At 55.2% G+C, this 11908-nt stretch carries 12 protein-coding genes; 4 read left to right on the top strand and 8 right to left on the bottom strand.

What is annotated here, in order from left to right:
- Positions 1–3: 3 nt before the first annotated feature.
- The 4 genes from dapB to grpE form a co-directional block, all read right to left on the bottom strand.
- Positions 4–822 (bottom strand): 4-hydroxy-tetrahydrodipicolinate reductase, encoded by an 819-nt coding sequence (dapB, locus tag ACH3PB_RS20015; protein ID WP_416397255.1) that lies wholly within the window; start codon positions 820–822, stop codon positions 4–6.
- Positions 822–1949, bottom strand: coding sequence for a molecular chaperone DnaJ (dnaJ, locus tag ACH3PB_RS20010; protein ID WP_416397254.1), 1128 nt, complete (start codon positions 1947–1949; stop codon positions 822–824). The genes dapB and dnaJ overlap by 1 nt, the downstream gene beginning before the upstream one ends.
- A gap of 189 nt (positions 1950–2138) precedes the next feature.
- Positions 2139–4076: a molecular chaperone DnaK gene (dnaK, locus tag ACH3PB_RS20005; RefSeq protein WP_416397253.1), complete on the bottom strand. Its 1938-nt coding sequence runs from the start codon at positions 4074–4076 to the stop codon at positions 2139–2141.
- 172 nt (positions 4077–4248) lie between these two features.
- Positions 4249–4941, bottom strand: coding sequence for a nucleotide exchange factor GrpE (gene grpE / locus ACH3PB_RS20000; protein WP_416397252.1), 693 nt, complete (start codon positions 4939–4941; stop codon positions 4249–4251).
- A gap of 218 nt (positions 4942–5159) precedes the next feature.
- Here grpE and recN point away from each other — a divergent pair, with 218 nt between their 5' ends.
- On the top strand, positions 5160–6818 hold the full coding sequence (gene recN, locus ACH3PB_RS19995) for a DNA repair protein RecN (protein ID WP_416397251.1): 1659 nt from the start codon (positions 5160–5162) through the stop codon (positions 6816–6818).
- 21 nt (positions 6819–6839) lie between these two features.
- Here recN and fur read toward each other — a convergent pair whose 3' ends face one another.
- Positions 6840–7268, bottom strand: a complete 429-nt coding sequence (gene fur, locus ACH3PB_RS19990; RefSeq protein WP_416397250.1) for a ferric iron uptake transcriptional regulator — start codon at positions 7266–7268, stop codon at positions 6840–6842.
- A 71-nt stretch (positions 7269–7339) separates the two neighbouring features.
- Here fur and ACH3PB_RS19985 point away from each other — a divergent pair, with 71 nt between their 5' ends.
- Positions 7340–7951 carry an outer membrane protein assembly factor BamE gene (locus ACH3PB_RS19985; RefSeq protein ID WP_416397249.1) on the top strand — a complete coding sequence of 204 codons (612 nt, stop codon included), beginning with the start codon at positions 7340–7342 and terminating at the stop codon, positions 7949–7951.
- Positions 7952–7968: 17 nt separating this feature from the next.
- Here the strand turns inward: ACH3PB_RS19985 and ACH3PB_RS19980 are convergent, their stop codons facing one another.
- From ACH3PB_RS19980 to ACH3PB_RS19970, 3 genes are read right to left on the bottom strand one after another with little or no spacing between them, the layout of a single operon-like run.
- Positions 7969–8238, bottom strand: a complete 270-nt coding sequence (locus tag ACH3PB_RS19980) for an RnfH family protein (protein ID WP_416399487.1) — start codon at positions 8236–8238, stop codon at positions 7969–7971.
- A gap of 2 nt (positions 8239–8240) precedes the next feature.
- Complete coding sequence (locus ACH3PB_RS19975; RefSeq protein WP_416397248.1) at positions 8241–8669, bottom strand: type II toxin-antitoxin system RatA family toxin; 429 nt, start codon at positions 8667–8669, stop codon at positions 8241–8243.
- A gap of 46 nt (positions 8670–8715) precedes the next feature.
- Complete coding sequence (locus tag ACH3PB_RS19970) at positions 8716–10401, bottom strand: hypothetical protein (protein ID WP_416397247.1); 1686 nt, start codon at positions 10399–10401, stop codon at positions 8716–8718.
- Between the two features lie 141 nt (positions 10402–10542).
- On the opposite strand from ACH3PB_RS19970, the gene smpB reads away from it, so the two are divergent.
- On the top strand, positions 10543–11025 hold the full coding sequence (gene smpB, locus ACH3PB_RS19965) for an SsrA-binding protein SmpB (protein ID WP_416397246.1): 483 nt from the start codon (positions 10543–10545) through the stop codon (positions 11023–11025).
- Between the two features lie 30 nt (positions 11026–11055).
- Positions 11056–11835 (top strand): YdcF family protein, encoded by a 780-nt coding sequence (locus tag ACH3PB_RS19960; RefSeq protein WP_416397245.1) that lies wholly within the window; start codon positions 11056–11058, stop codon positions 11833–11835.
- Positions 11836–11908 lie beyond the last annotated feature (73 nt).

Below are 11908 nucleotides of genomic sequence, written 5' to 3'. Positions count from 1 at the left end.
TTTCTATTCGCCCGACAGACCCAGAACGTCACGCATGTCGTAGAGGCCGGGCGGTTTCTTAGCCAGCCATACGGCCGCCTTTACCGCACCTGTCGCGAATGTGAGTCGACTGCTTGCCTTATGGGTAAGTTCCACACGCTCTCCGAGTCCGGCAAACAAGACGGTATGATCCCCTACCACATCGCCACCACGGACGGTTTCGAAGCCGATTTCCCGAACCGTACGTTCGCCCGTGTGCCCCTCTCGACCGTATACAGCGCACTCGGCCAGCGAGCGACCGAGTGCGTCAGCCGCGGCTTCGCCCAGTCTGAGGGCTGTGCCGGACGGCGCGTCTTTCTTGAAGCGATGATGAGTCTCGATGATTTCAACGTCGTAGGTGTCGCCGAGCAGACTGGCAACACGACCGACGATATCGATAAGAACATTGACACCAACACTCATATTCGGCGCAAACACAATCGGTATCCGCCTGGCCGCCTCATTAAGCAGCGCTTTCTGCTCATCTGAAAGCCCAGTAGTCCCGATGACAATGGGGCGATCGAGACGGGTCGCGAGCTCAAGGTTCGCAGCAAGCGCCTCGACTGACGTAAAGTCGATAATGACATCGCAGCTTTCGTCGAGTGTCGCGGTAACCTCAACGCCAGTCGAACCAACACCAGCCATGACGCCAGCATCCGCTCCGATAAACGGGCTTCCCTCACGAACCGTAGCGCCTGCGAGCACTGCCTCGGGACTATCCTGAATGGCCTCAACCAGCGCTCGGCCCATTCGGCCGGCTACGCCGAGCACGGCTATACCTGTGGATAAAGTAGGCGCCGTCATCAGGAGAACTTCGTGCTGTCGAAGAAGCTCTTCACGCCCTGGAACCAGCTTTCCCGCTTGGGCGCCTGCTTTCCGCCAGCCTCCATCGATGACTGAAACTCTTTCATGAGCTCCTTCTGACGCTTCGACAGGTTAACAGGCGTCTCCAGCACAACGCGACAAAGCAGATCGCCAGCTGCTCCACCCCGGACGGGCGCGACGCCCTTGCCACGAAGTCGGAACAGGCGCCCGGTCTGGGTTTCCGGTGGTATCTTCAGCTTCACACGCCCATCCAGTGTGGGCACTTCAAGCTCCCCTCCAAGCGCCGCATCAGCGAAAGAAATCGGCACTTCGCAATACAGATTCTGACCATCTCTGGCGAACAGGGGGTGCTCTTTGACCGCAATCTGCACATAGAGGTCACCCGGCGTACCACCGTTAGCCCCCATTTCCCCTTCACCAGCAAGTCGGATACGGTCACCAGTATCCACACCGGGTGGAACCTTTACCGACAGTGTTTTGTCTTCTTCCACAATGCCACTGCCATGACAGCGGCGACAAGGGTTCTTCACCATCTTGCCTTTGCCCCGACAACGCGGACAGGTCTGCTGGATAGAGAAGAAGCCCTGCTGCATGCGCACCTGGCCTGCGCCATGGCAGGTCTCGCACTCTTCGACCTTGCTACCCTTTTCGGCGCCCGTGCCGTCGCACTCACCACACTCTTTCTGGCTTGGGATCTTGATCTTGACGGTTTTGCCACGAACGGCGTCTTCCAGATCCAGATCCAGCGTATATCGAAGATCTGAGCCGCGATTGGCTCGGCTGCGGGCGCCGCCGCCTGCGCCACCAAAGATATCGCCGAACACATCACCGAATATATCACTGAAGTTAGCGCCCTGACCGCCGTAGCCACCGCCTTGGCCACTTACGCCAGCATGGCCGAACTGATCGTAGGCGGAGCGCTTCTGGTCATCCGCAAGAATATCGTAGGCCTCAGTCGCTTCCTTGAACTGTTCTTCAGCCTTGGCATCGCCCGGATTTCTGTCCGGGTGATACTTCATGGCTAAACGTCGATAAGCTTTCTTGATCTCTTTAGCATCAGCGCTCTTTTCAACGCCGAGCACTTCATAGTAATCACGGTTGGCCATTATAGGTACACCAGCAACTTGTTGATCTTTCTAACTTGCTGCAAGAAACGCCTAGCGCGAATCGTGACAGCTTCAGAAATGCAAAAGCAGCAGACACCTGGTCTACTGCTCGGGCAAAGAGTGAGCCTGAGGTAGGTCGGGCAGACTTGCCTGCCAGACTCACCCCATACTCATGCGTCAATCGGACGATTAGCGCTTTTCGTCCTTGACCTCTTCGAACTCGGCATCGACGACTTCGTCTTCAGGCTTCTTGTCTGAGCCCGACTTGGCACCAGCCTGCGGCTCGGCCTGACCCGCGCCTTCACCTGCCTGTTCGGCGTACATCTTCTGCGCCATATTGGAGGACGCTTCGCTCAGCTTCTGCGTCGCACTGTCAATCTGCGCCTTGTCATCACTCTTCAGGGCATCCTGCAGCGCACTGATAGCCGACTCGATGTTGGCCTTTTCTTCGGCACTTACCTTGTCGCCAGCTTCTGCAAGCGTCTTCTGAGTCGCGTGAATCATGCCGTCTGCCTGATTGCGCGCCGTGGCAAGCTCTTCAAAGCGCTTGTCTTCGGCAGCATGCGCTTCGGCATCGCTGACCATCTTGTCGATCTCTTCATCCGTCAAGCCTGAAGAAGCCTTGATGACTATAGACTGCTCCTTGCCAGTCGCCTTGTCTTTCGCGCCTACGTGCAGAATACCGTTGGCATCGATATCGAAGGTAACTTCAATCTGCGGAGCGCCACGTGGAGCAGGCGGGATACCAGCCAGGTCGAAACGACCGAGGCTTTTGTTATCCTGTGCTCGCTTGCGCTCACCCTGCAGTACGTGAATCGTTACGGCAGACTGATTGTCTTCAGCTGTACTGAACACCTGCGACTTCTTGGTCGGAATCGTGGTGTTCTTCTCGATGATCGGCGTAGATACACCACCCATTGTTTCGATACTCAGGGTGAGGGGTGACACGTCGAGCAGCAGCACGTCCTTGACGTCGCCAGCCAGAACGGCACCCTGGATAGCAGCACCGAGTGCAACCGCTTCGTCAGGGTTGACGTCTTTCTTCGGCTCTTTACCAAAGAACTCAGTCACCTTGGCCTGCACCATCGGCATACGGGTCTGACCACCTACGAGAATGACCTCATCGATTTCGTCCGCAGAATAACCTGCATCTTCAAGAGCCTGCTTACATGGCGCAAGACTGCGCTCAACCAGCTGTTCAACCAGGCCTTCAAGCTTCGAACGGGACATCTTGACGTTCAAGTGCTTGGGACCACTAGCATCGGCAGTAACATAGGGCAGGTTCACGTCTGTCTGCTGACTGCTGGACAGTTCGATCTTGGCCTTCTCGCCGGCTTCCTTCAGACGCTGCATCGCCAGCGGGTCGCCACGCAGGTCGATACCGCTGTCCTTCTTGAACTCATCAGCGAGGAAATCGATGATACGCATATCGAAGTCTTCACCACCGAGGAAGGTGTCACCGTTGGTCGCGAGCACTTCGAACTGCATTTCGCCATCAACATCAGCAATTTCGATGATTGAGATATCGAAGGTACCGCCGCCAAGATCATAAACAGCAATCTTCTTATCGCCGCCTTTCTTGTCCATGCCATAAGCCAGCGCTGCTGCTGTTGGCTCGTTGATGATACGCTTGACGTCCAGGCCGGCAATCTTGCCTGCATCCTTGGTCGCCTGGCGCTGCGAGTCGTTGAAGTAGGCTGGCACGGTGATAACCGCTTCAGTCACTGACTCACCAAGGAAATCCTCAGCAGTCTTCTTCATCTTCTTAAGCACTTCAGCCGACACCTGTGGAGGCGCCATCTTCTTGCCTTTCACTTCGACCCAGGCATCGCCGTTGTCGGCCTTCGCAATCTTGTAGGGCACCATCTTGATGTCTTTCTGAACGACGTCGTCTTCAAACCGACGTCCTATCAGACGCTTGATGGCATACAGCGTATTATTAGGATTCGTAACGGCCTGACGCTTTGCAGACTGACCTACCAGGGTCTCACCGTCTTCGGTGAAGGCAACGATGGATGGCGTTGTTCTCGCGCCCTCGGAGTTTTCGATGACGCGAGCCTTACCGCCTTCGAGCACCGCCACACAAGAGTTGGTTGTACCCAGATCTATACCGATTATCTTTCCCATTTGAAACTCCGCTTCCTAATTCGTTTGGCTAGTTCGTACTGGCTAATTCAATTTCGAGATCGTTCCACCTGCCGTAGCTATGGCTAAGAACGAAATCATGTTCCTGCGATCAATATTGCGGCAGTTCTGACCATTTCAAGGCCCCCACTGCTCGATCGGCATACTTTATGTATCACGGCGCCTTGGCGACGATGACCATAGCAGGTCGCAACAGTCGTCCAGACAAGGTGTAGCCCTTCTGCAGCACTGCCATGACCGAGTTCGGGGCCATGTCAGGGTTGGCCACCATGGACATGGCCTCATGAAACTCCGGGTTGAAGGGCTCGCCTACAGGATTGATGGGTTCGACATCAAACTTCTTCACCGCACTCAGTAGAAGCCCAAGGGTCATTTCAACACCCTCTCGCATGACCGCCTCTGACCGGCTGTCGCCTGCCTCGGCCTCAAGCGCCTTCTCAAGACTATCGATGACCGGTAGCAGCTCCTTCACGAAACGTTCGAGTGCGAACTTGCGTGCCCGCTCTACATCGCTGTCGGCTCGCCTCTGAACGTTGTGCATCTCGGCCTGAAGACGGAGCATCTGCTCGTGCTGGTCGGCGAGCCGCTTGTTGAGCTCCGCGGTATTGCCAAGCAGCGCAGCGATATCCACGGCACCGGATGTGTCGGCACGGCCGCCGTTTTCGCTATCTGCACCCTCTGCGTCATTATCGGTCGCAGTAAGTGCCTCTTCCTCATAGTCACCAGAGTGATCAGCATCTGCATGCAGCGCATCCTCATGACGCTCTGCCTGATGGGACGGATCATTCTTGTCCGCCTGCATACCCTGCTCTTCAGACTGTGTGCCTGAATTTTCATCAATTGCCATGTCAGCTCCTGAAATAGCTACCCAAATTATTCCGTAACGCATTGATGGGGGCTGGTGGCGCGAATTCAAGAGCCAATGAAGTGATTTGCCCCTGCAGCAGTTGTCTATTTAAACAGTACTGTATATATTAACAGCTCAAAGGTGCGAACAGATTCGTTCTGCTCTGACCTGCAGTAACCAAATACTTAGCCAGATATTCAGATATAGAGGCACCGCAGATGCTTACCGAGCTTTCGATACAAAACCTCGCAATCGCCGACCGTCTTACGATCGAATGGCATAAGGGCATGACGGCGATCAGCGGTGAAACGGGCGCTGGCAAGTCAATTCTGCTGGAAGCACTGGGCCTGTGCATAGGTGATCGGGCTGCGTCAGATATCGTGCGGCATGGCAGCGACAGGGCAGACATCAGCGCCAGCTTTGACCTCAGCGGGCTGGCGGCCGCCGTACAATGGCTGAAAGAAAAGGAGCTACAGGATGGCGAGGAGTGCATTATTCGACGCACCATCAGCAAGGAAGGGCGTTCGAAAGCCTATATCAATGGCAGTCCGGTACCTCTAGCCGATCTGAAGGTACTGGGTGCTCAGCTGCTCGATATCCACGCCCAACATGAACACCACGCCTTGATGCAAGCCGGCGCCCAGACTCGTCTGCTTGACAGCTATGGCGGTCTCGAAACCTTGAAGGCTGAGGTCGGCTTCGCGTTCAGCAACTGGAAACAGCTCAGCACGCGCCTGAGCACCATTCGTTCGGGCGCCGCTGATTCACAGGCAAAGCTGCAACTCCTTACCTATCAGGTGGAAGAATTTGACCAGCTCGCTCTCAAGGCCGGGGAAGTTGAGCAGCTGGAAGAAGAGCAGCATCAGCTGGCACATGCAGAAGATCTGCTGGGCCTCTTGAACAACGCTTCAGAGAACCTCCTCTCCGGAGAGGGCGGTCTGAACGATCAGTTCAAGCAGCTATCCAGCTGCCTCAAGCAGGCGCTGCAGTTCCTGCCCGCATTGTCGAGCACGGTGGACATGATCGAAGAGGCCCGAATCCGCATCGAAGAGGTCGATAGTGACGTTCGTCGTAGTGTGGATGCTGTGGAAGTGGATCCTGAGCGGCTCAGAGAGGTTGAAGCACGACTCAGTCAGATATACCTGCTGGCGCGAAAACATCACTGCGAGCCACAGGACCTTGAAACCACCTATGAGCAGCTGAGCGCAGAGCTGGCCGAACTGGCTGCCAAGGTCGTCGATCCAGAAGTGCTCGAGGCCACTTGCAAGGCGGCAGAGAAGACTCTGTTGTCGCTGAGCCATGAGCTTGGCAAGCAGCGGCGAAAGGTCGCAGAGGAACTTGGCGACAAGGTAGTGGCCCAGCTCAAAGCGCTCGACATCAAGGCCGATCTTGCATTCGAGCTTCGCCCACTGGACGAGCCCTCACCTTCTGGAAGCGAACGCGTAGAGATCTGCATCAGCCTGAACCCAGGCCAGCCGCGAAAGCCCTTGCGCAAGGTCGCCTCAGGTGGCGAGCTTTCTCGAATCAGCCTGGCCATTCAGGTAGCGACAGTCGCCAAACAGGCAATGCCTACCATAGTCTTCGATGAAGTGGACGTGGGTATTGGCGGCGGCACTGCTGAGATAGTCGGTCGGATGCTCAAAGAAATTGGCGCGCACTCTCAGGTGCTCTGTATTACTCACTTGCCGCAGGTGGCGTCATGCGCTCACCAACATCTCATGGTGAGCAAGGCCGTGGAAAACGGCGCAACCAAATCGAGCGCTCAGCCCCTCGAAGGCAAGGCGAGAACGGCAGAAATAGCCAGGATGCTTGGCGGCATTGAAATTACGCGGAAGACCCTGGCCCATGCCGAAGAAATGCTTCAACTCGCATCATGAGCGACTGAACCCGAAGAGGGTTCAGTTCTTCTTGGATGTTGAATCTTTTGGCTTCACATACAGAATGAGACTGTGGTCGACGAGAGCGAAGCCATGTTCCTCCGCAATCTCCCGCTGTCGCTTCTCGATAACGGGATCGCAGAATTCGATAACAGCGCCTGTCTCGGAGCAGACCATGTGATCATGATGATCGTCATGGTTCAGTTCGAAAACAGAATGACCGCCTTCAAAGTTGTGCCGAAGCACCAGGCCTGCGGTCTCGAACTGGGTGAGAACGCGATAGACGGTGGCCAGACCAACGTCATTACCCTCTTCCATTAAGCGCTTATAGACCTCCTCCGCACTCATGTGGCGGTTTTCAGCCTGCTCAAGTAGATCGAGTATCTTCAGGCGCGGCACAGTCACCTTCAGGCCTGCTTTCTTCAAATCAGCGTTGTCGTAAGTCGTCAAAACATTCTTCCATCATTTGGCTTCGTGGCAATAGTCTACCCTCATGAGCATCGAGAATCACTAGAGCCTTGTTGAAACCCCGACCAGAGCGCGTACAATGCCGGAAGCATTTTGCGCCCTATTCACCGAACACCTGCGTCGCCCTTACCATGCTTCCAAACCACCATTGTCATCGTACCTCCGGCTCGACTGCCTTTGTCAGCCCTGCACTTGCCGAACGCGGTGCTGTCATGAACCGCGGCTACCGCGGCAGGGTTCTGCGAGCCAGTTTCCTCATCGCATTGCTCGCAAGCGCAGCGGCTTGCTCCTTCCCTGGGGTTTACAAGATTGACGTGCAACAGGGCACGATAGTGGAGAAGGAAGCCGCCGAAACTCTCGAGGTGGGTATGACACGGGAGCAGGTACACTATCTGCTCGGCACGCCTTTGCTCGAACCGGTGTTTACCGATGACTATGAGAATTACGTTTACACCATTCAGCTTTCAGGCGGCAAAATCCGGAAGCAGCACATCAGACTCGAATTCGATGGTGATTCGCTGAGTAGAATAGCGAAACTTGATCTTCTACCCCCTGAGCTGGCCAATCCTGGTGAGGTCTATAAAGTCCGCGGTCTTCGAGAGGCTGAGACACTGGTAGAAGAAGCCACGATTACCCAGACCAGAGGCGTGGACCGCAGACAGTAGCTGCCAATCGGTGCGGTCTAAGCCTTACGTGCCCTGGCGAGACGCTGTGATTTAGGATCGATTAGCAGAGGCCGATACAATTCCACGCGCTCACCGGCTTTCAGCACACGGTGCTCGGGATCGTTGATGACCTTGCCGAATATCCCTACTGCATGCTCGCCGGACGCCAACTCGCCAAAATGCTCCGTTATAGCAGACCTTCGGATTGCCTCTGAAGCAGTACTGCCTTCAGCCAGTTCCACCGCGATGACGATTTGCCGATCTGGTCGAGCGTAAGCAACCTCCACCTTCAATACAATTCACCGGCTCGCTTGATGAAGGCGTCCATGACCTCTCCAGCCATAGACTGCAGCAAGGGTTCGGCGGCAAATGAAGAAAGTCGACCGCTTAGTCCGTAGTCCAGGGAAAGCGTTACCCTGCAACCCTCTGCTCCCAAAGGTTTGAACTGCCAGGTACCTTGTAGACGCGAAAGCGGCCCGTCGACCAGTTGCATGTGGATCGACTCATGCGGGCTCAGTGTGTTCCTGGTTGTAAACGAGTGGAGGACGCGCCCTTTTCCGACAGTCAGACTGGCCGTCATGGCTCGTTCACCGGCCGACAGCACGGCCACCTGCCGACACCAGGGCAAAAATTTCGGGTAGGCCTCAACATCATTTACAAGTTCAAACATCTGCATTGGCGTACGCAAGATAAGTGCTGATCTTGTTATCTCAGCCACTGCATATTCCGTGTCGTCGCATCACCTATTCCATGTATCAATATGTTCAAGACTTATTTGGCTCACTCGCAGCGCCACTGTCAGGCGCTTTTTCCGAAGGTTCGGCCTCGGGCTCTGGCGTTTCGGAAACGGCCCCAGATTCGTTCGTTGCACCTTCACCAGGCTCATTGACCTCATCATTTGACTCAACGCCGCCCTCTTTAATCACGCCGGTATCCAGATCCGCCTCAGAGGCCGTGGCCGGGTCCAAGTCTGTACCCGACGGCTGACCGAGTTCGTTTGACAGCGTGTCTGGCTCTGGATCAATGGCGCCAGCCTCTACGTCTACATCGTCTTCCTCTGGAATAGCCGGATCGGCACAAATCACCAGCAATTCCGAGCTATCTGCCTTGCACAGCCGTTGACTGGCGTGACCAGCGGCGAGCATGGCGAAAACGACGCTCAAACCGATGAGAACGCTCAAGCCAATTCGCTTCGATTTTTCCAGCGGCGGCGCCGACCAAAGCATACTCGTAAGCAGGAGCCCCAGGCTGGCAGGCAGGATCATAGCGGCGAGCAGAAAATTCAGCCACTGAAAGGCGGTGAGCTGTAAGAGGCTACCCTGCAAGAAGGTGAAATAGAGCGCGATTACCAGAATAAGCAGGACCACCACCAAACCTGCCATCTTCAGGCTGATACCTGCCCGCTCTGAAACGTAGGTCACAAGCGGAGCCGTAAGATACATCGCTGTGCTCCAGCACAACAGGCACGTGAGAACGTAGAAACATGAAAGATAGAAACGGCCTTGTGGTATCGAATGCAAGGCTTCAGGCAAGGCGATGTAGATGAGCGTGAACGGATCGCTGCTGATCAGTGACGCCTGCGCTGACCAGGCCAGCATCACGAAGGTCACCAGAGCGCCACAAGCCAGGTGCGCCGCTGCGAACAAGCCGGTGCGCGTAGCCAGCCCGCTGACCGTCAATTGTTTTTCACCGAAGAGACAGTAAACACCGGTTGCTGCAGCTAGTGCGAAAACCGTGTAAAGCAATACGTCCAGAATCATACTCAAGCCGAGACGCGTGCCCTCACCTGCAAACATGAAGGCCAATGCTGCGCCATGGTCACCGAATAGCCAGCTGTGCCTGAGGCACAGCACCAGAACAAAGGCTATGAGTACCAGCCCAATCAGACCAGGGCGCGCCAGTCCGTGCATGGAGAAGCGGATCCATGGCAGTAGCAGGAACAGGGCGAACACCACCAGGGTCAACAACTGGATAGACGTGTCAGCCACTGGCAGACTATCGTAAGGTAGGCCGCCTGATTCTGTCTGTGGCTGAAAATTGATGAGAACGGTCTTCAGCAGTACACCGAGAAGCTCCGAACCAAAAATAAGGTAAGCGCAGACCAAACCGATCAAACCAATCGTCAGTAAGTACGCTGTAAAACGAACGAGTGGAGCATGGGGCTGCGCAAGACAGTAACCGAGAATATTGCTGAAGCGCGCGTTGGTCCTTCGGCTATTCGGGTGCCGGTGAGTCTGGCTGCGAACGATACTCGCGAACCGCAGTTGGACGTAAACAGCCGGCCCAGCGAGCAGCAGCGTGCTGAGACAGTAGACCAGCGCGACATCCAGCAAGCCATACTCGATGATCAGTCGCGGAAACTCCCAGAATACGCTGAAGCCAAGAACGATGCAGAGTCCTGCCACCGTAATCGAGTTAGGCTTATTGATAACGTGCTGTACTGATTCCAAAAAATGATTCCTGAGCCCGAAGTGCTGCTGCCTACCCCGTGTTAGAATGTGCGCCCGTGCCGGAGTGTGCTACGATTCCCGGCCAGCGAATACAGATGTATTTGCGATAGTAACGAATCACCCGAAACAGATCAGGTCATTTTGGCAAATTCAAAGAAGAAAGACAGTCTGGGCACTATAGCTCGAAACAAGAAGGCGCGCTTTGACTACCACATCGAAGACAAATTCGAAGCTGGTCTGGTCCTGCTTGGTTGGGAAGTCAAGAGCCTGCGCGCTGGTAAGTGCCAGCTCGTTGACTCGTTCATATTCCTCAAAAATGAGGAAGCCTGGCTGCTTAACGCCCACATTACACCCTTGAAGGAAGCGTCAACTCACGTTATTGCAGAACCGCTGCGGTATCGGAAGCTGCTGCTCAACAAGCGTGAAATCGGCAAGATTATGGGCCGAACCCAGCAAGAGGGCATGAGTTGTGTCCCGCTCTCACTCTACTGGAAAGACAACAAGGTCAAGTGCGAAATAGCCATCGTGCGAGGCAAGAAGGATTTCGATAAACGCGAAACCGAGAAAGATCGTGACTGGGAACGCTCGAAGCAGCGGATCGTCCGTGAACACGTCAAGCAGTAAAGTCTTGTTCCTGTCATGATATGGAACAAGTTGCTGCCTTATATACTCTATCCCACCACCTGGTGTCTGATTCTCCTGCTCGTTATCGTCATTCTGGCGTGGCGATTGGACCAGACGCTACTTCGCAATCTTGCGCTTAGTGGTTTTGCCCTTCTCTGGATCACTGCATCGCCGTGGTTTGCGAACTGGCTATGGGGCGGCCTCGAGAATGCCCATGACATCTACCATGCAGACGACATGGAAAAAGCAGATGCTATCATCCTGCTGGGTGGCGGCGTGCAGCTCCCAAAACCGCCACGGGTTTATGCCGACCTGAATGCTGCTGCGGATCGGGTGCTTCAGGCAGCACTCCTTTATAAAGCCGGCACTGCCGAGCGCATCCTTGTTAGTGGTGGCCAGGTGTTTCCGCAGCCGGGACTTGGCTCAGAGGCTGATTATCAGAAGCTGATTCTGCTTCAGCTGGGCATACCTGAGGAAGCCATCGTACTCGAGCCTGATAGCCGCAACACTGCGCAGAATGCAGAATTCACACTGGCTTTAGCGAAGAGCCTAGGTTACAGCCGACTGATTCTCGTAACATCTGCCTACCACATGCCGCGCTCGAAATTTCTGTTCGACTTCCAGGCCAGGCGCCTCAGCAGTGCAGAGTGGGCTCCAGAAATCACTGCTTTTCCAACGGATATTCGTGTGACCGAGCAGCATGGGCCGGCCCTGCTTGGTCTGATACCTGATGCCGGGAGTCTTGCCATGACTCAGGAAGCCATCCGGGAATATATCGGTTACTGGTTCTATCGATTGCGCTTTCGTTAGCCCCCTCAACAGCGGCTTTGAGGGGGACGCCTGCTTGAAAGCATGACAAGTGTATCCTAGGCTTTTCGAGCGC

Origin of the sequence: Allohahella sp. A8, assembly GCF_047946665.1 — a bacterium.
Classification (GTDB): domain Bacteria; phylum Pseudomonadota; class Gammaproteobacteria; order Pseudomonadales; family Oleiphilaceae; genus Allohahella.
The sequence above is the reverse complement of the archived record's forward strand: the minus strand, read 5'-3'. Positions and strand labels throughout refer to the sequence as shown.

Coding starts and splice junctions, on each gene's coding strand:
- dnaJ (WP_416397254.1), bottom strand. CDS start 1,949: ATGGCCAACCGTGATTACTATGAAGTGCTCGGCGTTGAAAAGAGCGCT.
- dapB (WP_416397255.1), bottom strand. CDS start 822: ATGACGGCGCCTACTTTATCCACAGGTATAGCCGTGCTCGGCGTAGCC.
- grpE (WP_416397252.1), bottom strand. CDS start 4,941: ATGGCAATTGATGAAAATTCAGGCACACAGTCTGAAGAGCAGGGTATG.
- recN (WP_416397251.1), top strand. CDS start 5,160: ATGCTTACCGAGCTTTCGATACAAAACCTCGCAATCGCCGACCGTCTT.
- dnaK (WP_416397253.1), bottom strand. CDS start 4,076: ATGGGAAAGATAATCGGTATAGATCTGGGTACAACCAACTCTTGTGTG.